We start from the raw sequence: 23,053 nt of genomic DNA on the forward strand, positions 1-23,053 counted from the left end.
ATCACGGCGAACCCAACAACAGGCGACGAATTCGCTTTCCAACCGCTGGCAGCCAACTCCATCCTCGAGCTACCCCCCAGTGATATGCGGGTGACAGCCAACGATTGAGGAGCGCGTGCGTCGAAAAGCCAAAGCTTCGAGTGTGCGCTTCGTTCCGGACCTGCCCGCGAGGTTGCATTCTGCGCATGGCTTCCACGGCCTCGCCGACGCACGCTTGGGCAATCCACGGAGACGGGCGTGGTTGTGGGTGTGTCCGGTGAAGACCGGTTGCCTGATCAAGTAATTCTGTCATGCGGTTACCCATCTTATCGAGTCGAAAGCCGGATTCCACTCGCTCCCTACCGGCGCGACCCATCGCCTGCCGCTGATCGGGATGCGAAAGAAGGTTGGCGAGAATGTCGGAGTACTGAGCGGCTTCTGAACCAGGGTCACATGGCGCAATCAGCAGCCCGCATTCCTCCGTGACGAGCTCGCGCTGGCCTCCAACGTCTGCACTGACCACCGGCAGCCCCGCCGACATGGCCTCAAAGAGCACCTGCGCGATGCCTTCGTATTTCGACGGAAGAAAGAAGATGTCTGTCGCCGCCATCAGTCGTGCTATTTCTGTCGGCGGAACGGATCCCAAGAGGCGAACCGTGTCCCGAATCCGATAGAACCGAGTGCTGAGCGAAGGTGATCGAGGTCCGGGCCGTCGCCGGCCACCCAGACCTCAAACTCTAGCGAGCGCCGCCGAAGGCGCGCTACAGTGTCTGCGAGTACGAATGGCTGTTTCTGTTGGCAGACGCGCCCTGCAAACAGGATGATCGGCGTGTCTATAGCCACGGCGTGTTCGCGTCGGACTTCCGCGCGGATCGCCGCGTCCGGTCGAATCACATGGGTGTTGACGTTGATGTGGCAAATCTCGACGCGTAAAGGGTCAGCACCTTGCTCCACCATCCAGCGCTTGACCTGCTCAGACGCGGCAATGCTCAGATCGAGCTGCTCTGCGTATCTAACCGCGAAGCGAGGGAATCCGCCATCGTTCCAGGCAGGCTCAACAACATGCAACGAGTCGACAAACGTGACTTCCGGGAACTGACTCCGCAGGTACGGCAGGAGTCGATAACCGAGCTCGCTGTGTACGATCATGACTGTGTCGACTCTGCGAGATCGGATAAGATAGGACAGGAAGCGAGGATAGTCCGCTGGCCGGAGAAAGCGATGCAATGCGAACACGTCGGGCGTATGCGCTGCGAAGAGCGGCATCCACTCATCCGCGTGTTCGCGCGTCGTTGCAACAGTGATCTCCCAGCCTCGCCCTGTGAGTTCACCGAGTAAGTCGATGGTGAACTTTTCGGTGCCCCCCATCGCCAACCAAGGTACCACAAGCAGCAGCCTCGGCTTGCGTTTGTGCAACACATTCGCAGACGGCCAAGGTTCCGGGGTGTCTTCGGGGACTTCGTTGGAGATCCGGGGTGATCTCGGGAAGCGCCCTTCAAGGAGTGCCGAGAACCCCCGGCGCAGGCGCAGGGGGAATCGACGTCTGCGCGCTTCATAGTCATCGCTCTCTTGCGGTTCCGCGTGACCGGCAGGGTATCTGAACCAACTCAGATACTCGCGTACCGTGCCTCCCAGATATCCCGCGTTGGTGCAGCGCCGCAAGAAACTCCAGTTCGCCAAATCCTCTGGGGGTATCTCGTCAAATCCGCCAACCGACGCATGCATCTTCCGACGAAACATGGTCGTGGCCTCGAATTCATTCGGCGGCTTGAACGCCCGCCCCATCTGGAAGCTGCGATTCCACAGGTGCTGCCGCGCTCCGAAGACGACCGTGTATGCCGTCACGAAAGAATGCTCGGGGTGTGCCGCGAGATACCAGTACCACTTCTCCACCGCTGTCGGCTCGAGCAGGATGTTGTCGTCCAGCTGAAGCACGAGGTCGGCGCGGGTGTGATGAACCCCAGTATTACGAGCCGCACTGAGCCCGCGATTCACGGGATGATCGACCACGCGAATCCGCGGATCGCCGTCGCGGTATGCAGCGAGAACTGCAGTCGATTCGAGTATATCCGAGCCATCATTTACGATGATCCATTCCCACGGCTGGAAGGACTGCCCGATCACCGAAGCGGCGGTAGCAGCAAACTCCGGTCCGTTGTTGAAGAATGGAGTGACGATCGAAACGTGCGGCGTGCGGGGTGCGCGGGCGCGCACTCAAAGCGCGGCCGACGGACAGACACCGGAGTGTTCGAGAAATCTGGAAACGACGGATCGATCATGGCATTAGTGGGAGCCAGTGGGTTCCAGAGACCGCGATTGCGGCGCTCGACACGTTAGTGGGACTGTTTCGGCCGACCGGCGGCTACTTTCGAGGACAGGACATCTCTCACGGCGGAACGGCAGCTGATGGAGGGGAAAAGAGACGTCTGCATCCAGATACACGGCGGTCAAGCAGACACGACAGTTGGATAGCTCGATCTGTCAACGAGGCTCCCGATCATCAGGCGGCAGAGTCCGCCATTGCGAGCAGGGGCTGCGATGTGCGCCGGCCGCGGTAGACGGCCCAGAGTTCTGAAGACTGGCGGGTCTTCGTGTCATCGTCCGAAGTGTGACGAGTGGATATTACTGAGGGTTTCACGTTTCATTGTCGAGGTTCGGCTCGCTTTGTTCAACCACCCAGCATACGGGCTTAGGAGGCACAACTTGTTGAGTGAGGGATTTTCTCCACCCTTTTCGAGGTATCGCCATCGGTCCCACTGCACGAGGGGTCAGGTGGTCAAAGGAGCGGCACCGGAAGTCTCTTTTCAGGCGCCAAAGCGTCACTCGAGCGGGAAGCCGGCACACCGCACCGCCTGGGATTTGGTGTTTCAACAGTCCGCAATCGTGTCTTGAAGACCATCGGGCCGCCCGTTGAGCCTTCGTCGGGGACTTCGGGCTTTCTCCACACGGCCCCGGGCCGGATTCGTGGTCGATCATGAAGATTCTGATGGTGAATCTGAGTTTCCTCCCCGACAGTGTAGGTGGGACGGAGGTATACACCTACCACCTGTCGAGAGCACTCATAGCTGCCGGTCACTCCGTGACCGTGTTCACAGCCGTCGAGGACATGACCGCGACACGATACGAGATCCGGCGCTCGATGTTGGATGGTATCTCGCTGATCAAGGTCGTGAACTCGCCAGCACAGGCGCGGAAATTCACCGACTATTTCAAGGACGTTCACACGGAGCGGGTCTTCCGGGAGGTTATCCGTGAGGAGTGCCCGGATGTCGTCCACTTTCAGCATCTTGCGTATCTCTCAGGTGCAATGCCGGAAATCGCATTTCAGGAAGGCTTCCCGAGTATCCTCACCCTGCACGACTACTGGTACATATGTCGTCGAAGTCATCTGATTAGGCCAAGTGTTGGCATCTGCGAAGGTCCGATGTCCGGCACGAATTGTGCGACGTGTCTCGACAAGCCGCTACCCAATACCCGTGCGCGTGATTCGGCAACTGCGCCTGAAATGGAGACGAATAGCGGATGGATCGGCCGGGCCTTGCGATGGCTTGACTCAGCGCGTAGGTACCCCAGCATCGGCCTAGCGAGTGAATTTCCCGACAGCATGGGCGTCGACCACGTCGCTCTAGCCGAGAACCGATTCCGTCACGAGTTCTTCAGTCGACAGTTGCGCTACCCGGCAGTTCTGCTGAGTCCGTCGCGATATTTGAAGGCACGATACGAAGCGGAGGGCTTCCCTCCCATATCGGTTCTGCCTCTGGGCTTTTCCCGTGTCGATCCGGTGCCTCCGGTTCCTTATCGCGGCACCTTGAGAATCGCCTTCATCGGGAACCTGCTACGCACGAAGGGCGCGCACGTGATCCTGGGCGAGCTCGAGGAACTCGGGAGAAGGGGAAGTGAAGTCGAAGTACACATTCACGGGTGGGGAGCGGACAAACTGTACCTGGCGGAACTCCAATCCGCCGTCCGCAGGTATCCTACTGGAGCGGCATGGCTCCATGGACCGTATCAAGGCGACGCCGACCTTGGGAGCATTCTTTCAAGCGTCCACCTGACGGTCTTTCCGTCGCTCTGGGAGGAGAACTACCCGCTCGTCGTGCGCGAAGCGTTGCAGCGCGGAGTTCCGGTCGTGGGCTCGAAGTACGGCGGGGTGCCCGAGGCAATCGTCCATGGCGTCAACGGCTGCCTGTTCGATCCGCACCTGCAAGGAGATCTCCGTCACACGATCTCCGAGATTATTCGGCAACCGGATCGGCTCGAGGCGTTGCGCGCAGGCGCTCGCCGCACCGACGTAGAGACTCAAGATGCACACGTGCGCAAGCTGATGGACATCTACGAGTCTGTCACGCGCAACGTCGTCGATGTCGATCTGATGGGCGCCCGGCTGCGCGGGCTTGAACCCCAATGATCGATCCGAACGAGCCCGACTTCGCGAATACGCCGGCGTCGGAACAACGGCCGCGTTATGCCTATGAACCAGTTGACCCGTCCAGACCGCCGTTGGTCACGATCATCACACCGTTTTACAACACCGGCCCCGTCTTCCGTGAAACGGCCGAATCCGTCCGACGTCAGTCGCTTCAGCAATGGGAATGGATCATCATCAACGATGGGTCCACGGACACGGAGGCACTCGCGCTACTGGACGAATATGCCCTCGCAGACCGTCGAATCCGCATCATCCACCATCAGCAGAACCTGGGTCTGAGCACGGCGCGCAATACGGGATTCGCTGCGGCGGCCACGGACTATGTCGTGCAGTTGGACAGTGACGACTCATTGAGCCCACCGCCGTGGAGAAGTGGTGGTGGTTTCTTAGAACCCGTCCGAACGCCGCGTTCGTGAAGGGCTTCTCAGTCGCGTTCGGAGCATTCGAATATGTCTGGAGGAAGGGCTTCACAACGGCAGGTCCTTTCTCGAGGAAAACCTCGTGAACGCGACGAGCATGATTCGCAGGTCCGCGCATCGCAAGGTTGGCGGATACGACGAGTCGATGAAGCTCGGACTAGAGGACTGGGATTTCTGGCTGAAGAGCGCGAGCGCCGGTAACTGGGGCACCTGTATTCCTGAATTTCTCGACTGGTACCGGCGACGAACCGATCATACTGATCGATGGGAAGCCCTGAACGAGACGCGTATTGCCGATTTCCTGACGCGCTGTCGGGTGCGCTACCCGGAGCTCTGGAACGGCCGCTTCCCCCGGCCGATTCTGAGGGACGACGACTCGGTCGAGCAGTCGGATGTGCGTGAAACATCTGACGAGAACTTGCTGCGCAAGCAAGGGACTCGGCTCCTCGTACTTGTGCCGTGTGCGCGTGGCGAAGAAGACGAGAGATTCAGCCTGGAATTCGTGCGACAACTGGTGGCGCAGGGGCTGGAGGTGTCCGTTGTCATGTTGCAGTCCGATCTGCATCTTACCTCGGCATATTGCCAAGCCACCCCGGATGTGTTTGCCTTGCCGCATTTTCTCGCGGTAGGCAACTACCCGCGATTCCTCCAATATCTGGTGTCGTCGCGGCAAATTGACGGCGTCGTCGTGACAGACTCCGATTGGGGATGGCCGAGCGCATGCTATCTCCGCGCTGTCGTGCCTGCACTCACATGCGTCCATATGGGCGATGCTCGCGTCGCGCGATCGGTCGATTCCGGTGAGGCGTTGCCGATCGCGCTCGATCGCTGCCTGGATCTGTGCATGGTTCCTTCCCAGCTCGCGAAGCGGCAGATGATTGAGGCGGAGCTGACGCTGGGCGCGTGACGGTGAGTCGAGCGCTTGCCTGCATTGAGGTGTCAGACTTCTGCGAGCAAGATCGTGTATCAGCAAGAGCTGCATTGGAGTTGCCGCGGTCCGTTCCAGTGATTGCGTACGCTGATCGCATCGATGCGGAAGGACAGCCATTCATTCTCGCTCGCACCATGCGGCAACTGCGCGAGCGCAGCAACGGCTGGATCGCGCTGATCGCTGGCAATGGTCCAGATCTCGATTGGCTCCACGGCTTCGTGGCGCGAAACAATCTAACTGACAATGTTCGAATCCTCGCCGGAAGTGCCGACGATGACATGCGCCATCTGATGTTGGCGGCGAACGTATACTTCTGTCCGTCGCAAAGTGAAACCATAAACGCCGAAGTGTTGCGGGCGATGGCGTGCGGGCTTCCAGTGGTCGGGGAGGAGGGCAGCGGTCTGGCGGAAGTGGTCACAGATCGCTGTGGCGTCTTGATTCCGCATGCAGACGAGGAATTGCAGGCGACGGCGTATGCCGCAGTGCTCCTGGACCTACTGAATTCGCCGGAACGGGCGCGGGCGTTGGGTGAGATATCCCGCGACGTCGTTCGTCGACTGTTCTCGGCGCAGGCCCTTGGTGAAGAGTTCAAGTCCTTGCTTGGCGTAGCGATGACTGCTCGATCCAGGAGTGACGGCGGAGAAGTGGATCCTGACCGCACCCGCCTTTGTTCGAACAAGATGATCGAGTCCGCTCGTCGCTTACGAGAGATTGACGCGAACACGCACCGTCGGTTGGATCGGCAGCGCGCGCTTGTCGAGGAACAACAGCGGAGGATTGCGGAGCAAGATCAACGCATCGCCCACGAGCACGCACTTGTCGTGCAGCAAGAACGGCGGCTCGCCGAGCAGGACCAACACATCGCACGCGTGCATGCGGACGTCGTGGTGGCCACGGCGCGAGTCTTACAACTAGACGGACAGCTTCTCGATGAGAAGGGTCGAGTAGTCATACTGGAGCGTCGAATCGCGTCGGCCATTCTGGTCAAAGAGCAGTTGAGAGGGGCGCTCGAAGTGCTCGGCGCGGCCAGTTGGGTGCGACTCGGTAGGCGGCTTGGCATGCTGCGCACGCCTGACCTTCCTCATGAAGAATGTCGGGACGTGACCACCAGCAGACAAGCGTCGTGACGGTCATGGAAATGGACGAATTGCCCAACGCCATGTGCACCATAACTCGGTTCCGCGACCGCGAGCACCGAGCGCTTCCGCGCGCTTGAGTTCAAGTATGAATCCAATCAGCTGGAGCCCGCGATTGGCATGTCCGACATGCAGGTGATGTGGCACTTGCTGAGCAAGCCTCGCCAAGAGGATGCGTCGTCGTGACGGTCAACGCACACCCGCGTCCACCCGCTTCGTTTGCCACCGTGCCAGACAACGGGCCAACCCAAATGCTCCGTGCTTGGATGCCGTTGGCGTTTGTGGTGCTCACAGCTCTTGCGTTGGTCTCCATTGATATCTGGTGGTTGCGGGAATTTCGCGCGGGATATCCGTTGACCGTGGATGAAGCCGGATACCTGACGATCGCCTTCGATTACTCAGCCGAGTTCAAGAGCGGTGGGTTCCCCGGATTGTGGGACGCATTTCTGCGCCAAGGGGGGATACAGGCGCCACTGCTCCCGCTCGTGACGGTGCCGATCCTCCTGAGTTCCGGTCAGGAGGTAATGTCCAGTTTCCTCGCCGTTGAGGCGTTCTTCGTCTTGCTGATAGTTGCCAGCTACGGGATCGGCAGTCGGCTTGCGAATCGCTCGTATGGGTGCCTCACGGCGGTTGTGGTTGCGTCTATCCCGGCAGTGACGGAGTTCACGCGGCAGTATCACTTCGCCGTGCCCAGCGCGGCTCTCTATATCGCCGCAACCTACGCACTGCTCCGTTCGGACGGATTGAGCCATCGGCGCTGGGCGCTGGCTTGGGGACTAGCGCTTGGACTGACGACCCTCGCGCGCACCGTAACCTTGGCGCTCGTACCCGGACTTCTTGCGGCCGCGGCGCTCCAGATCGCGATCCTGCCTCGCGGGAGAGCAGAGCGCATGCTCAACTTCCTTCTGGGGGTGGCGCTCGCTGCAGCCACCGCCCTGCTTTGGTACGGACCAAACTACCCGAGCGTCTTCGAGTATCTGACGTCGTATGGTTACGGCGAGGCCAGCCACTATTTCGGGACTGGAAGGTCGATCATCACGTTCGACTTCTGGACAGTGCGGCTGGTAGAAGCAGTCAATCGTGGTGTACACGTTCCGCTTGCTGCAATACTGCTGGTTACGTTGATCGGGGGCGGATTCCGAGCGACCGGGCACTTGAAACGTCGCGGCGCCGTTCGCAAGATGGTGATTTCTGGACTCCAAGACGACCGAGGAATCGTGGTGCTCGTCGTGGCAGCGGGATACTTTGCCCTGACATCATCGAGAAATGAAGGCACCGGGTTCTTTCTCCCTTTGCTGCCGCTGGTGGTGGTTCTTGCGCTTGCCTCTCTTGCCGCGCAGCCATCGCGTCCGCTGCGAGCACTGGCAACTGGCACATTCGTCATCATCGCCATTCTGAACGTCGGGATGAACGCCAGTGTGGTCCCGGCTTTGTCCAATCCGCTCTTGACCGACCTGATGGGGTTTCGTGTGAGCTTGGGCATCCGCACATACATGCAGGACGCTGGCTACGATGTGGGCCCGTCAACCGCTCGTTTCCCCGATGTCCACCGCGGATGGCAGGTGTTGGACCGTGAGGTGGCCGCCTTCATCATCGAACTTGCCGCCGGGAGAGGGCGAAGGCCGTACGTGGCCTTCGCCCTCGCAGGACCGTCTATTCAACACCAACTCCGTAGGGCTCATGGGGCGCGTGAGCCTCGACTATCGGATCGCGTTTGGGCAGCTTCGATCGATCACCAACGGCGACAACATTGCAGCCTATCGCAACTACTTGGCCTCAACCGAGCAGAACATCCTGGTGACAGGTGATGCGAGTCCGGGAGATTTTCGGCCGTACGTCACTCAGGCCATGCCGAGCGCGCGGCGCAGTCTCTGGGTTTCCAATTCGTCAAGACGTTCCACATGCCGGACGGTCGGGAGGCGCGCGTCTGGTGGATAGATCGCGGGCCGCGCCTCCCGGAAAAGTGAGCGCGAGCTGGCTCGGCGAACACGGAGGGGACGTGACGCACGTCAACCGCCGCCCGTGTCAGGTATCCAGCTGAGTGCGTGACGGGGCAGTCTATTGGTTCACCGAGAGGCCGTGCCCGCTGCTCCGACCAGGTAGCGACGAGAAGCGCGTACTGCTTCAGACCAATCCCCACCGATGACCACACCACCAAGGCGGTCGATGACTGCGTCGAGCAATCGGTCGATTCCACGACACCATTGAAAACTGGTAACACGATAGCGCCGAGCTGGTGACCACGAAACCGAATAGAAACGCATACATCGTCAACGTCAGTGTGTACCGCCACAGGCTGGCCAATTGTCTCGAGCTCAAGAGCCAGGCGCGCAATGCCGCCCGTGCCACGACGTCGAGTTGTACCCGGTGCTGCCGACCCTCGACGCAGCAGTGTGTCGGGAGCCGGGGATGAGATACGCGCCGCGATGTCTTCGGCATCTTTGCGCGCACCTGCGTAGCGCTCCGCGCCGCCGCGCATTCCCCGAAGTTCGGCGAGCGTCAAGCGGCGAAGACTCGGGGAGCACAATGCGCGCCTTGCGTGAAAGAGCAATACGAGCCGCGCACGCAGCAAACGGTAGGGCACCGACTCCTCAGGGAACAACAGACCAGCACGTTCGATGGCGCATGAGAATCCGCTTCCCCAGCTCTCGATCTGCTTCTCCAGTTCATCAGGTTCGCGTCGATGCTCGTCGGACGATAGCGCGTGGTTCATAGGCCAACAGCGCTCCGACCTTCAGGGCCCGGAAGATCATTTCAAGGTCGTCGCCACCACCGGTACGTGTGCCAACACCGAGCGCAGCATCGAACGGCCCCATTCGCTCGACAAAGCGTCGTCTTATCGCGAGATTCGCGCCAGTTCCGTACGACCCTACGTTGCCCACAGCGGTTGCCACCCGTGCTCGGCGCGGCGCGTGAATCCACCGTCTCACATAGCCGCGCGCGAAGCCGCCGTAGCTCTCAAACAGCACTTGCGCAGGCGTTGCCAGCTCGAGTGGCTCGACGAGTCCGGTGGCCACGTCGACGTCAGGATTCCGGTCGAATAGTCTCCGGTATGCATCAATCCAAGATGCGTCTGGCACACAGTCATCATCGGTGAAGAGCAGGACGTCCGATCGACCTTCAATGAGCGCGCGATTTCTGGCCCAGTCGAGCCCCGGTCGTGGCTCCAAGACGAAGCGTGCGAAGGGGAAGCGCTCGCGAAAATACGAATGAACGTCTTCGGCTTGCGCGTTCAAGACAACAAGACAATCGTCGGTCGCGCGCAGCGCGGGAGCAATTGCGCGGAGTGCGCGCTCGAGCTGCCGGGGCCTGTCGCGCGAGCAGATGACCACCGAAATGCTCGGCGCACGCTCTGAGTGACTGGCGAGGTAGTTCTGAGTCGCCATCAGGCGTGCGAGTTCGAACGCATGCTCAACTCGGAATGGTATTCCGTTCGGCGACTGTACAATCCACGTTGAGACGGCACTGCGCAGGGCGTGGTCGACGTGCTCCGTGGTGAGCGTATGAGCCAAGGCCTGCTCAAATGGAACAGTGGTTGCACCAGGAATGTCGACCCGACATATGGGCACGCCGCCAACACGCACGAGCACGCATGTCGGTCGACCCGGAGTCCTCTACGCATTCGCTGGAGCGGACGGAGCAGGTCGACGTCCTTGATGCAAACGAGGGGATCGACGCTCACGATATCAAGACTCGAGTGTCGCAGTCGGCGCCAAGCCGCCCACTGCCGCCAACATCGCCGCCTCGTAGGCAGTGGTAACGGCGTCGGCAGTTCCAGTCGCACGTACTCGACCATTCTCCAGCCATACTGCGTGGCGGCACAAATCCCTCACGGCGTTCATATCGTGGGACGCGAGCACCAGGGTTCCGCCATTTGCCTGAAACGAGCGCACGCGATGGTAGCACTGGTAGCGAAACTCGCCATCACCGACTGCGAGTATCTCGTCCAGCAGCAGTATGTCTGGTTGCGCGGAGGTGGCGATCGCAAATGCGAGACGCGACTTCATGCCGGTCGAGTAGTATTTCATGGGAACATCACGAAACTCTTCGATACCGGCGAAGTTGAGAATACTCCAGCGTTCCTCTGTCTCTTGGCGCGTGAACCCGAGTGCTGCGGCGTACAATCTCACATTCTCGACTCCGGTGAGCGTCAGCTGGAACGTCGATCCCAACTCAATGATCGCGACCATTCGACCCCGGCGAAGGACCTCTCCTTCGGTTGGCGGATAGATACCCGCCATCATTCTCAGCAATGTGCTTTTACCCGATCCGTTGTGACCGATGAGTGCCAAGGAGTCGCCGGGATCGACGCGAAGGCTCACTCCGGACAAGTGATACTTGGAAGCGCGAACGTGAATCGACTGCCTGGTCATCGTGCGAGTGAAGAACTCCTGCAGCGTCGTGGTGCGATGTTCATAGTGATAGAACCGCTTCACAACATGGCGCAATTCGATGGCGGGGAGCACCGGGGGCGTCATGTCAGACGACTTCTGCGAAGCTTGCCCGTTTCCAGCGAAACAGCATCAATCCCACGCTGAATACCCCGATTGCCACGAACGCTAGCATGGTCACCTCGGCGATCGTCGGCAGTCTGCCGTCGTAGAGCGTCACATGATAGAGATTCATGAGCCCAGCAAATGGGTTCAGCGACAACACGAGCTGCCAAGATTCGGGGACGTACGACATTGGGTAGTAAACGGGCGTCAACAGAGTGAGCAGGGTGAGCGCGACCGGCACGGCGTGCTGCACGTCTTCAAAGAACACGCCCAAGGCAGCGATCGGGAATACCACTCCGGCTATGAGCAAACCGTGCAAGATCATCACCAACGGGAGCGCGACAAGCCCAACCGTAAGACCCTCATGCCGCGCGCTTGCCAGCACAACGACGACGAGGAGCATTTCGATCGAGAACTCCACGAAACGCGAAACGACAGTGCTCAATACGAGCACCTCCGGCGGAAAGGCCACATTCCTCGTCATGTAGGAGTGGCTACTCACTAGCGCCGCGCCAATGCCAAGGGTATTGAGGGTGAAGACCCAGGCGAAGTGCCGCTGACCAGGAAGGCCCAGTATTGCGGCGTCTGGACCGGAGGATGACGCTAAAAACGCCTACGAGCACCACGCCGGTCAATAGCGGGTTGAGGAGCGTCCAGACGGCACCGAGAAGGGAGCGTTGATACCTCATCTTGAGGTTTCGCTCCACGAGGGCGAGAAGCAGTTCACGGAACTCCCAGAGATCCCGAATCAGACTGCCCGTCTGTTCTCCTGAAAAACGGGACCGACTATGGCCTACAGTCTGCGTCACGGCCCCCCCCTAGTAGCGTGGTTGCAAAGAAAGTAGGCTTCTGCTGGTCGAAGGAAGATAGTTTGTTGTGGTGTTCAGTGGTCCGCCCGGGTGATGGTGCTGGCCGGATCCGCGCGGATCTCCAGATCCCGCAGGTCGCCGTTTGACGGCGGTATTCGAAACGGGGGTACGTCGGCATTCGTTTCTCAATCATAATCCCGACCTTCCAGCGTACGCAGAGACTGCGCGACTGTCTTGCGGGGCTGGCGCGCATCGACTATCCCCGTTCGGAATTCGAGATCATCGTCGTGGATGACGGTAGCCCGGATCCGCCGACTGACGTCGTGCACTCGTTTGAGCACCTTCTGGTGGTTCGTCTCGTGGTTGTGAAGCCCAACGCCGGTCCAGCGAAGGCGCGCAACGCCGGGGCGGCACAGGCCGTTGCGGAGTATCTGGCGCTGCTCGATGACGACTGCATACCAGACGCTGATTGGCTTCATTGCATGGACGATCGGCTTCGCCAGTTCCCGAGGGCGCTTGTTGGCGGCGCGATGCGCAATGGGGCACGGCATAATATTTGTGCCGAAGCGAGCCAACAGCTCGTGGACTTCCTGTACCGTTATTACAACTCCGATATCGACGACGCGCGCTGGTTCATGTCGGCTAACATTGTGTGCCCGCGAGAGGAATTCCTCTCGATCGGGGGATTCGGAACTGCGTTTCCGCTCGCTGCCGCCGAAGACCGCGACTTCTGCGATCGATGGCGAGAAGCTGGCTATCGACTCATCATGGCCCCGGATGCAGTAGTCTCGCACGTACGTCCGATGAGCCTTGTGACCTTCTGGCGGCAGCATCGTACCTACGGTCGCGGTGCGCATCATTTGCACCAAGCTCGAGAAGTCCGAAACGTCGCGCTCCCGTCCATGGAGCCGATCAGCTTCTACATCCGGTTGGTCTTCTCGCCGTTCACCACCAGGAGACGTTGGCAAGCACCGCTGTTGCTGGCATTGCTCATCGTTTCGCAAGTTGGCTACGCATTCGGCTACTATCCCGAGCGACGACGCGCATCGTCTCCCGGTGACGGGCGGCTCTAACTGACCTTCTGGACGTCGCACATGCACGCTTGGTTAGAGTGCCTGCCGTTCGAAATTCTATTCGCGCGCTCCGGATGTGTCTACGACCACAGTGCCCGCGCCGTGTGCTTCACCCAAAAGGCCCTGATCGGAGAGGAACTTCCGCAGTGCCTCGGCCGATATCCGATGCGCCAGTTCATTCGGATGCCGGTCGAGAACCGAATGTACGAAGAGTTTCTGCTCCCCGAAGGACAACAGCACCGGCCCGAGATTCAGCATGGGGATGTTCGATCCGCGCAATCCCTTCGTTAGCGCGCTGTCGAGACTCTTCCAGTCGGGTCCCAGTCTTTGCTGAAAGAGAACTACTGCTACCCGGGCACCGCGGGCGCGAGCATCGGCATCGACTTGCTTGATGTTGTCGACAGTCGTCGCGAAATCAGGCACCAACGGCTTGGGTCGGCCAAGCGAGCGCGCAAGGCCCCAGACTCGGAAGAGGCGTTCCAGATTGGTGATCGATGGTCCCGCTGACTGCCGCACGCCTTCCGTGGCGATTGAATCGTGATCCGGACCCACGGCAAACAAGACTAGATTGGGTGAATAGTGGGGCCACAATGAGATGAGGAGGAGTCGCTGCTGTTCGGCTGAAATCCCCGGGGTGCCGCAGTTGATCACGTCGTAGTGACCCTCCGGGCCGCGGCTCGTGCCCGCTTCGTTGAGCAGAGCCTCAAGTCGAGACGCGTAGGTATCGAGCTGGTGTACTCCAACACCAAACGTGCCTCCGCCTCCGAGCGAGAGAATGCGCCAGCTGCCCGAGTCGGTGCGCATAGGGTATTCCGGACCACGGCATCCCAAACTGTTAATCTGATAGCTTACCGAAAGCTCTCGGCGTGCCTCAGCCTGCACGACGCTGCTGGTGGAAATCGCAAGCATGGTGATGCCCGACAGCTCAACAGCAGGGTGATCTGCTCCAAGCTCAAAGTAGATCTGCGCGGCTCGATCGCTTTCGGTGGCCCGGAAGGTTTGGGTGAAATCCCGCCACGAAGAGTCGACTCTTATCTCGCGGCTCAGGCCAAGGCTTTTCCCGGGCGGATGCGCCTGAGAGATGGCCACGTAGAGCGTCCGGACGGAATCGGAGCGAGCGCGGAAGCGAAGCTGATATCGTTCGCCAGCAAGTACCCGAATTGGTGCTTGCCTCAGCGAAACATGCCACCCGATCTTGCTGGGACTGTCAGCAATGTTGATACGAAGCACGCCGGGTTTCTCAGAGGGGAACTCGAGTTGCGCCCTGCTCCCTTCATGCGTCTGCAACACCCATCGCCTTTGCAGGGCATCCGGTTCGTCGAAATATCCGCGCGGGTTATTGGGATAAAACGTCCTGACGACCGTGTTTGGAGCGAATCGCACACCGAGCGCAGAATCCTGCATGGTCGTTCCCACCCACTCCACGTTGCCGGTGGTTTGTGAGAAGTCGTCCGGACCTTTCAAGGCGCCTTCGGTGACCAAGAGTACCATCGACACGGACCCCCACCCGTACAACGCCCCTCTTAAGGCCACCACGCCGGTCAGACTCGTGAGAAGGGCCAGCAACGTGGTGACGTAGAGAACCAGTATCGCGACCTGCCACATCCGGAATGGAAAGTCCGGCGCAGTCGCCATGAGATGGAGCACGAAATTCGCACCAATAATCACCGCGATTGCGCTGAGAAATGTCGTCTGCCGTCCGGGCGAATCACGCAGCAGTCGCGCGGCCAGCAGGGTGATCAATGCGAGGGCAATGCCGACAAGCCGTGATGCTGGTGATGCGAGCGGTAGCAGAAAGAAGATCGCTTGGAATACGGCGAGCCCTTGGAGCACCTGAACTGGAAAAGTCACTGAGCGCGGCGGATAGAGGGGGCGCTGAACGGTCCCGCGCGCGGGCGTACCTGCGCGGGATGGTGTACCACCGACCGTCGTCGTGTTGCGGGCCGTCACTTGGATGCTCGATTCGGCGAAGAGTCCAGCGGAAAGCTTCCCATCATTCCCTGGGGGCCTGAGAAACTATATGGATGAAGCACACGATACCCATGGGACGCCGTTGAACGGCGAGTCGGAAAGAGACGATCGATCTCGAACTGCTCAGTGCGCGGACACCTAGGTTACCCATACGCTGCCAGAATAGCCGGACGGTGTCAATGCGTGGTGAGAGTTCCCTATAAGCTGTCGCACATTTTCTCGAGATTCTGTCGCAGCCTGAGCCGTGACGGGTACTACGCGTCGGCGCGGTCGCCGCCGCGGGCCTCCTGGAGATGGCGGGTGCGATAGGAGCGGCCCGCATTTCGAAATGCGCGCCGCGTTCGAGCAGCCGGTCGATGATCGCTTCGGCCAAGGCGCCATCATGCAGCACGTGGCCCCAGGTCGACAGCGGTTTTTGGGTGGTCACGAGGATCGGCAGCTGCCGGAGGTACCGTTCGTTGACGACGCGATAGAGGACGTTTGCAGCATCGGCCGCATGCACGAGGTAGCCGATCTCGTCCAGTACCAGGACGTGCGGCTGGAGAAAGGGGGCGAGCGCGGCGTCGAGGGTGCCAAGGCTCGCGGCATGCGACAGTTCGCCGATCAGTACATCGGCCGACACGACGCGCGCTTCGTAGCCGTGTTGCAGTGCGCTTGGCGAGCGCGATGACCAGATGGGTTTTTCCCGTCCCGCTCGGGCCGCTGAAGATCGCGTTACGCCCGTCGGCGACCAGCTCGACTCCGAGATAGCTGCCGAGCATCTGCCGTCGCAGTGCCGATTGAAAGGTGAAGTTGAAATCGTCACGGCAATGACAGTCGTCCAGGGGCCGCGCCGCGAACGCCGCGAAACCGAAGCGAATCCCAGTCATTGTAGACCGGGATGAGCACGATTGGATTGGTGGTGTTGATGCCGACGGGTACGACGTCACGCCGGATTCACGTAGACCGCGATCACTGACCGGCCGAACGCCCGCGCCACGAGCGGATCGACCACCCGCGATACCGGAATCACGAACCGATCCCACGTCAGGATCTGCGCCCGCGTCGGTAGCGACTGCCGGAGCATGAGACGATTGCCCAGCGACAGCAGCATTCCGAGCGCATCGGCGTAGCACACGCGTTCCTGGCGGAGCGACGCCGGAAAGGCCGCGCGTAGGGTGCCGGCGGTGTAGCGGCGCACGTGGCCGATGGCCCGGTCGAATTCGCTGTAGAGCGACGGAAACGCCGGCGACAGCACGATGAGCGCACCGCCCGGGGCCAGCCGCCGCGCGGCGCGCTCCAGCTCGCCGACATCGTCGGGGATATGCTCGAGGACGTCGATGTACGTGATCGCGTCGAACCGGCGCTCGGCGGGCACCGCGGTGACATCACCGATGATGATCTCGGCGCCATGCAAGCCGCCGCGCCGAGCGACCCGGCCGAGAGCCGCTGCGCCAGCCGCGCGTCTGGCGCGAGGCACACCCAATGCCGGACCGCCGGGTTCCAGAGGGCCTGCGCCGTCGTGCCGATGCCGGCGCCGACTTCGAGCACCCGCCCGCGCACGTACGGCCGCAGCAGTCGCGAGAAGTAGCGTTTCCAATTCGCGGCGAGGGCGAAGACATCCAGCTCGCCGCCGACGTATTCGTAGTCAGCCGTCACGCGAGTACACGCAGGTGAGCGACTCGACATAGGCGTCGAAGTCCCGGATGGGCAGGCGCGTCATGCTGGCGCGGGCGAACTGGATCATGAACACGAAAACGAGAGAGAGCAACGCCGCCTGCGAGAGCAGGATGAAGAGTACGCCGGTCGCCACGGTCGCCCAGCCCGGAATCGCGAGTGACGTGAAGAACTTCACGCCGACGGTCGCACCGATGCCCGCCAGCAGCAGCAGCATCAGGAACCCCGTTGCCGCAAGCAGGCGGACACCGATGCGGTCGGCGAATACCGACATGGCGCTCAGCCCATGCGACACGAGGGCAAGGAAATCCATGTGCGAGCGCCCCGCGAGACGCGTGCCGCGTGCCGTCGGGACCAACACGCGCGGCAGTCGCGCACGCACCACGGCGGCCGCGTAGTGATTCCACAGTTCCGACACGACCACCAGTCGCTTCAGGATCGGGAAGGGGATCGCGCTGAAGTTGCCGACCTCGACCGGGAACCCGACCAGCAGCCGATGGACGATGCGAAACTGGTAATAGAACAGGCTGAACACCATCCCTTCCGAGCGCCGCATGCGCTTCGCGAAGGCAATGTGGCCGTGCTCCGTGCTGGCGTGCACCAGCGGGAGTACGTCCGAGGCGCGATCCTCGCCGTCGCCGTCCATCACGACGACGGTGCGCTCGAGGTCGAGCGTGGCGAGATGGCAGAGGCCGATCGACAGCGCCCGTTGATGGCCGAGGTTGCGCCAGAGGGTCAGGATCTCGATGCGGCCGATGGCGTGCGGCACGAAGTCGAGCCACGTGGTCGGCACCGAGGTCGACCCGTCGTTGACCACGAGGACGTCGGCGCTAGCGCCATGCCCGGTCAGCTCGCTGTCGAGTTGACGAAGCAGGAGTCGCAACGAGTTCCAGTCGTTGTAGACCGGAATAAGCACGATGGGGCTGTGGCCGCCGGTGCCGACGGACGACTCGGCGGGACGGGTCCCTGTGTTATCGGAGTATTGCACCGTGTGATATCTGCGCAGGTGACACTCGTTGGAGCAGGAACATTCGGGCAGCAACGCGACGCACCGAAAAGGCCGGGAACATCATTTGGGGAAGCCAGGCGGGGTCCCAAGACTCCTCCAGCACGTAGATGAGATCACGCTGTTGTAGTTGCTGGACGGACGTCATTCGGGGAAATCCATAGATCTCTGAGTGCACACGCGCGACGTCGCGCTCCAACGTGAGAAACTTGATGGTCTGGCGATCGGCCGGTGTACCTTCCGTCAGACTCCTCACGAGAGCCTCGTCGAAATCCAACATGGTGCAAATATTCCGGCTAAGCGGGCGCCCTCCACCGGCAATGGTCCCCAGCTGATACGCACGGTGCCGGGATCGGCACACGACGGTCGCGTCGGAGCCAAGCGAAAGGATGGTCGCTGCGTCGACATTCAATTCGCTGATGGCACGTTGAGCATCTCTTACCTGAACGCGAACGAGAACCATCGCCAGAGCCGCGTAACCCACCAACATCATCGCTCGAATAAGCCCTCTGACATCCTCTATGACGAATGCCACGAGCGGAGGCCACAGTAGCAGCGACGGAATTGCGTAGCGACTGATCATTGATGGCTGTACAGCCACCGAGAATGCCAATAGCACTACCGGAAGCGCCGCGAGTGCGAGTAGCGCCAAGATCTCAGGTCGCCTGAGGAACGATGCCGACGGGTTGGGAATGGCTTGCAGTCCTCCGCGAAACAGGATGCGAAAGAATACCCATCCACACAGCGGTATCAGAAGGCCTGGCCACAAATAGAAAGTGGCCGCGAAGTTACGAAGCTGCTCGGCGTTTATGGGATCGACCCAGGTTGATACCGAAAGCGCCTGCCGTTGGCCGAAATAGAATGGCGTACAGAGTACCAACAAGAGCGGCCCACTCAGCGCCGGTGCGAACTTTCTCCATGTTGCCTGCGGTCCACACTTGGGCCCTCGGTCGGCGACGATCGCGGATAGTACGATCACGACCCAAACAAATATGCCAAAGTAGTGAATAGTGCATTCAAGGGCCGAGGAGAGCGCGAGGGCGATGTTACGTCTCTTGGATGTAACCATCGATGCATCCAGGCCTACCGACCACGTCATTAGTGCCGTGAACAGCAGCCACGGGCCGTAGAATCTCGCATCGAAGGCGTGCGTGATTACCAGCGGGTGCGCCCACAAGGCGAATGAGCCCACGAATGCCGCAGGGCGCGAGACATGCCGGCGAAGCGTTGCATAAGCGACCGTCAGGGCAAGCCATACACTGGCGAGGGAGACCACGCGCATCGTAAATGGTGTCAGGCCTCCGAGTATCTTGGCGACTACTCGATAGATGAGATGCAGCGTGGGGGGGTTAAAGTCCGCTCCCTGCGCGAGACTCACCAGACTTTTCAAAACACTCTGTTGATCCGCCAATAGCCATGTATGGTACTCGTCCAACCAGAGCGGCTTGGACATCAGGAGGAATCCACCGGACGCCGCCAGCGTTCCCAGCATCAGCAGAAGCAGAAACCCCGAGGCAAGTGCGACCTCAGAATCGTGAATTTGCCCCTTCTGCGCAGGTCGTTGATTGGTAAAAAACCGCGTCATGCTTCCAGTGGGAAAATGAACAAACGTGCCTCAAGGCGGGATTTGATCGACTTCGCCGCGTTCCTGTACCGGTGCGGTGGGCGTGACGAATCGATACATCACCGGCAGGTCGATTCGCAGCAACACCAACATGACAACGGCTGCCGTCAGCACCGCCATCATCAGCCCTCGCTCGCGATAGAGCCGCTCGGGCTGCTGCGCGGCGCTGTCGGACTTGAGTGCCACCTGCAGATACATGGCCATCACCAGCGCAACGAACGGGAAGGCGAGGATGAGTTCCATGCGATAGCGCATGCAGAAGGCGCCGAAGAACAACATCGACGCGGTGGCGTAGAACATGATGGCAATCAGCAATCGCTCGGCCGTGTAATGCGCGAACGATTTGCGATAGGCGGCAGCACGCGCCGGGTCACCGATCGAGCGCAGTTCGGCATACCGCTTGAGCGCCATGAAGTAGCAACCGATCATCCAATAGCTGAGCAGCAATGACGCGGGGGCCGTGGTCTGATTGGTGACGATGAACCACCCGGCGAGCATGCGCAGCGGGTTGTTCACGGCCTCGGTGAGCACATCCAGATACGGCACGTCCTTGCTGCGCACGGGCGGCACGTTGTACACGCACGCCATCAACCAGAGCGCGGATACGGACATCGTGAAGGGCATCGACACCTGCCAGGCGATGGCCAGCCCGGCAGCCATCAGCACCAGCCACTGCACATAGCCGGCCGAGGGTTGGACACGTCCGGCGGCAATCGGTCGGTGGCGCTTGTCGGCGTGGAACCGATCGGTGGGGGCGTCCAGAATCTCGTTGAGCGTATAGTTGCTGGAGGCGACGAGACAGATGGACAGGAGTCCGAGCATCGAGTGTGTGGCAACCTGTGTCCAATCCACCATCGGGACAGTACCGAGTGCCACCAGAATTCCGGGCAGCACAAAGACATTCTTGAACCAGTAGTCGATGCGCGCCATGGCCAGATGCGCACGCCAATCGACCCGTGTGGGCGTGGCCGTCATATAGTGGTCGCTCGCTCGGCAGTCAACGCCGGAGGAGTGGCGTCGTACCGGTCAGTTTGCACGATGGCCTCGAGCACCGGGCCGGCATACCAGCGGCGCGTGAAGTGATACCGAATACGGAATACGTCGAGACACCCGCGCAGGGAATCGGCCGCCGTCGTCGACGACCAGGACTTCCCAGGTGAGTCCGGTTCGTGCGAGCGCGTCGCGCAGCTCATCGACGGACCGCCGTGCAATGGGCGCTCCGTGAAAGCACGGCAGGACAACCGAAACGTCGGTCACGAATGGGGTCTGCGGTTCAAACGGTCGACGATTCTCTGCTGACGTGTGGCGGGCGCGGACGACTGGCGATCAATATGCATCGGCGGTAGGCCATGTGCCTGCCGACGCAGTAGTTTCCACCCCATGCCCGCAGCCACCGAGGGTCAGTTGAGAGGCGCGCCTTCGGCGCGTGCGCGACTCGCCTTCGCGGCTGGCATGGCCGTCCTCGCCATCGTGTATGTGTATCTCCGTGGCATGGACGATCCACAACGCAAGAGTGATTTCGACCAGGTCTGGTATGCGGCGCAGGCCGTATGGCATCACCAGAACCCCTATGAACTCATCGGCATTGGCAAGCCGTTCGCGTGGAAGTGGCCGTTCTACTACCCGTTGCCAGCCGTTGTACTCGTTGGGCCGGTGGGCCTCCTGTCGGTCATCGCCGCCCGCTGCGTGTTTGCGGGCGTATCCGTTGGTGCGCTGGCATGGTGCATCACCCGCGACGGATGGGCCAGGGTGCCGGTGTTTGTCAGCATGTCGTTTCTGGTGTCCGTGCAACTGGTGCAGTGGTCGCCGATACTGACGGCGGCGCTGCTGGCACCATCGCTGAGTTGGATTGGCGTGGCCAAACCCAATTGGGCGGTGGCCATCATGGCGTCCGCATCCACGCCACGCATCTGGAAGCCGTTGCTCGCAGGGGTTGGCATACTGAGTGTGCTGGCGTTCATCCTTCGGCCCGATTGGGTGAATCAGTGGTGCGCCATCGTGCGGACGGCCAGTCACTTTCGCACACCGCTGTTGCTGCCGATGGGATTTCTGATGCTGGCGGCGCTACTCCGCTGGCGGCGTCCGGAAGCGCGTCTGCTGCTGGCCATCGCGTGTCTCCCGCAGACACCGGGGTTCTACGACGCCGTGATGCTGTTCACGATTCCGCGAACGCTGCGGCAGTCGCTGCTGCTGGCCGCCGCCAGTTACGTCGTGTTCTTCGCCATGGCCGTGCGCGGACCGTGGCCCTCTGACGCGGCGTGGATGAGCGACATTGCGCGATTCACGCTGTGGTTCATGTACCTGCCGTGCGTGGCCATGGTGTTGCGTCGACCCAACGAAGGGACGCTTCCGGTTGGTGGTCGCCTGTTCGCCCCCGCGACGGCGGTCTCGTCGTGAGCGACGTCGACAGCGGTGCGCAGCGTTCGTGGCGGCAGCGCCCGGAGTTCCTGGGCGCGCTGCTGGTGGGTACCCTGGCCTTGCTGTTGTCGCTGGCGCGCGTGCTGCACGAGCCGTCGTGGCCCACCGATCTCGATCAATGGTATTTCGCCGCGCGGGCCATGCTGCAGGGTCGGAATCCGTACGATGCGGTAGGCCCCGCCCGCGAGTTCAAGTGGGATTGGCCGCTCAACTATCCATTGTCGACGGTGCTTCTCACCATGCCGTTGACCGTGCTGTCGCTGCCGGCGGCGCGCGTGGCCTTCAGCACCGTCGCCGGCGGCGTGTTGGGTTACGCACTGGGCAAGGACCGCTTTCAACGCATCGGCTTGGTGTTCAGCGCGGCGTTTGTCATTGCGATTTCCCGCAATCAGTGGTCGCCGTTCATCACGGCGGCATACTTTGCGCCAATGGCGGCGGTATTCCTGGCCGCGAAGCCCAACATGGCGCTGGCGTTTTTGGCCAGCATCCGCAGTTGGCGGCCGTTGCGCCGGATCGCGGGCATCGGCCTGGCGGCGGTCGCCGTCAGTGTGATGGTGCGCCCCTCCTGGCCACTGGAGTGGTTGCGAGCACTGGGTCAGATGGAGTACGTGGTGGCGCCGATCATGCGCCCCTACGCCTGGATGCTGGCGCTCGCCCTGCTCAAGTGGCGTCGCACCGATGCCCGCATCTTTCTGGCCCTGGTATGCGTACCGCAGACGCCCAGTCTGTACGATCTGCTGCCACTGTTTGTGCTGATGCGCACGCCGCGAGACGTGTCGATCCTGTCGCTGCTCACCCATGCACTGTTCCTGACCATCGTCGTCCTCGGCCCGTTTCCGTCATTCGATCGGTACGCCTACGAACTTGGCAACGTCGCGACGGTGGTGATCTATCTTCCAGTGATGCTCATGCTGCTGGGCCGCCCCAACGTTAGCGGTGTTGACTCCGCATTCGAGCCGGCACCGCCGCCGAGTCTGCGGGCGCAGTTCAGGGCCAGCCTCGAACAGATGACCCGGTTTGATGCCATGCTGCTACTCGTCAACGTGGCGGCGGTCGCGGTACTTCTCTGGATGACCCTGACTACGCGACGGATAATGAAGAACGAG

General features: G+C 61.1%; 18 protein-coding genes and 1 pseudogene. 8 read left to right on the forward strand and 11 right to left on the reverse strand.

Going from position 1 to position 23,053, the window contains the following annotated elements:
* Window position 1: 1 nt before the first annotated feature.
* Both IPP90_13140 and IPP90_13145 read right to left on the reverse strand, forming a co-directional pair.
* Window positions 2-625 carry a glycosyltransferase family 4 protein gene (locus IPP90_13140; GenBank protein ID MBL0171646.1) on the reverse strand — a complete coding sequence of 208 codons (624 nt, stop codon included), beginning with the start codon at window positions 623-625 and terminating at the stop codon, window positions 2-4.
* A complete protein-coding gene (locus tag IPP90_13145; protein MBL0171647.1) occupies window positions 598-2,193 on the reverse strand; it encodes a glycosyltransferase in 1,596 nt (531 codons plus the stop codon). Before IPP90_13145 ends, IPP90_13140 begins: the two co-directional genes overlap by 28 nt.
* A gap of 760 nt (window positions 2,194-2,953) precedes the next feature.
* Here IPP90_13145 and IPP90_13150 point away from each other — a divergent pair.
* From IPP90_13150 to IPP90_13170, 5 genes are all read left to right on the forward strand, one after another.
* Complete coding sequence (locus IPP90_13150; protein MBL0171648.1) at window positions 2,954-4,387, forward strand: glycosyltransferase; 1,434 nt, start codon at window positions 2,954-2,956, stop codon at window positions 4,385-4,387.
* Complete coding sequence (locus tag IPP90_13155; protein ID MBL0171649.1) at window positions 4,384-4,824, forward strand: glycosyltransferase family 2 protein; 441 nt, start codon at window positions 4,384-4,386, stop codon at window positions 4,822-4,824. Before IPP90_13150 ends, IPP90_13155 begins: the two co-directional genes overlap by 4 nt.
* Window positions 4,825-4,909: 85 nt before the next feature.
* Window positions 4,910-5,734, forward strand: coding sequence for a hypothetical protein (locus IPP90_13160; GenBank protein ID MBL0171650.1), 825 nt, complete (start codon window positions 4,910-4,912; stop codon window positions 5,732-5,734).
* A 98-nt stretch (window positions 5,735-5,832) separates the two neighbouring features.
* Window positions 5,833-6,885 (forward strand): glycosyltransferase, encoded by a 1,053-nt coding sequence (locus tag IPP90_13165; GenBank protein ID MBL0171651.1) that lies wholly within the window; start codon window positions 5,833-5,835, stop codon window positions 6,883-6,885.
* Window positions 6,886-7,166: 281 nt separating this feature from the next.
* A complete protein-coding gene (locus tag IPP90_13170) occupies window positions 7,167-8,702 on the forward strand; it encodes a glycosyltransferase family 39 protein (protein ID MBL0171652.1) in 1,536 nt (511 codons plus the stop codon).
* 861 nt (window positions 8,703-9,563) lie between these two features.
* On the opposite strand, the gene IPP90_13175 is transcribed toward IPP90_13170, so the two are convergent.
* The 3 genes from IPP90_13175 to IPP90_13185 form a co-directional block, all read right to left on the reverse strand.
* Entirely contained in the window at window positions 9,564-10,280 is a 717-nt protein-coding gene (locus tag IPP90_13175; GenBank protein MBL0171653.1) for a glycosyltransferase, read from the reverse strand.
* Window positions 10,281-10,580: 300 nt separating this feature from the next.
* The gene (locus IPP90_13180; protein ID MBL0171654.1) at window positions 10,581-11,216 is read right to left on the reverse strand and encodes an ABC transporter ATP-binding protein; all 636 of its coding nucleotides are present in this window, start codon (window positions 11,214-11,216) and stop codon (window positions 10,581-10,583) included.
* A gap of 157 nt (window positions 11,217-11,373) precedes the next feature.
* A complete protein-coding gene (locus IPP90_13185) occupies window positions 11,374-11,967 on the reverse strand; it encodes an ABC transporter permease (GenBank protein ID MBL0171655.1) in 594 nt (197 codons plus the stop codon).
* Window positions 11,968-12,375: 408 nt separating this feature from the next.
* On the opposite strand from IPP90_13185, the gene IPP90_13190 reads away from it, so the two are divergent.
* The gene (locus tag IPP90_13190) at window positions 12,376-13,272 is read left to right on the forward strand and encodes a glycosyltransferase (GenBank protein ID MBL0171656.1); all 897 of its coding nucleotides are present in this window, start codon (window positions 12,376-12,378) and stop codon (window positions 13,270-13,272) included.
* Between the two features lie 57 nt (window positions 13,273-13,329).
* Here the strand turns inward: IPP90_13190 and IPP90_13195 are convergent, their stop codons facing one another.
* The 6 genes and pseudogenes from IPP90_13195 to IPP90_13220 all read right to left on the reverse strand — a co-directional run bounded on the left by IPP90_13195 (window position 13,330) and on the right by IPP90_13220 (window position 20,504).
* The gene (locus tag IPP90_13195) at window positions 13,330-14,754 is read right to left on the reverse strand and encodes a carbohydrate binding domain-containing protein (GenBank protein MBL0171657.1); all 1,425 of its coding nucleotides are present in this window, start codon (window positions 14,752-14,754) and stop codon (window positions 13,330-13,332) included.
* Window positions 14,755-15,265: 511 nt separating this feature from the next.
* Entirely contained in the window at window positions 15,266-15,865 is a 600-nt protein-coding gene (locus IPP90_13200) for an ATP-binding protein (GenBank protein MBL0171658.1), read from the reverse strand.
* A gap of 303 nt (window positions 15,866-16,168) precedes the next feature.
* Window positions 16,169-16,911, reverse strand: a pseudogene (locus IPP90_13205) (methyltransferase domain-containing protein).
* Window positions 16,871-17,887 (reverse strand): glycosyltransferase, encoded by a 1,017-nt coding sequence (locus IPP90_13210; GenBank protein MBL0171659.1) that lies wholly within the window; start codon window positions 17,885-17,887, stop codon window positions 16,871-16,873. The pseudogene IPP90_13205 and the gene IPP90_13210 overlap by 41 nt, the downstream one beginning before the upstream one ends.
* Window positions 17,871-19,490 carry a glycosyltransferase family 39 protein gene (locus IPP90_13215; GenBank protein MBL0171660.1) on the reverse strand — a complete coding sequence of 540 codons (1,620 nt, stop codon included), beginning with the start codon at window positions 19,488-19,490 and terminating at the stop codon, window positions 17,871-17,873. The genes IPP90_13210 and IPP90_13215 overlap by 17 nt, the downstream gene beginning before the upstream one ends.
* A 30-nt stretch (window positions 19,491-19,520) precedes the next feature.
* Window positions 19,521-20,504, reverse strand: a complete 984-nt coding sequence (locus tag IPP90_13220; GenBank protein MBL0171661.1) for a UbiA prenyltransferase family protein — start codon at window positions 20,502-20,504, stop codon at window positions 19,521-19,523.
* Window positions 20,505-20,909: 405 nt separating this feature from the next.
* On the opposite strand from IPP90_13220, the gene IPP90_13225 reads away from it, so the two are divergent.
* The gene (locus IPP90_13225; GenBank protein MBL0171662.1) at window positions 20,910-21,926 is read left to right on the forward strand and encodes a hypothetical protein; all 1,017 of its coding nucleotides are present in this window, start codon (window positions 20,910-20,912) and stop codon (window positions 21,924-21,926) included.
* Window positions 21,923-23,053: hypothetical protein (locus IPP90_13230; GenBank protein ID MBL0171663.1), on the forward strand; the 1,131-nt coding region annotated here is incomplete at its 3' end. The genes IPP90_13225 and IPP90_13230, both read left to right, overlap by 4 nt.

It is taken from the genome of Gemmatimonadaceae bacterium, assembly GCA_016720905.1.
Classification (GTDB): domain Bacteria; phylum Gemmatimonadota; class Gemmatimonadetes; order Gemmatimonadales; family Gemmatimonadaceae; genus Gemmatimonas.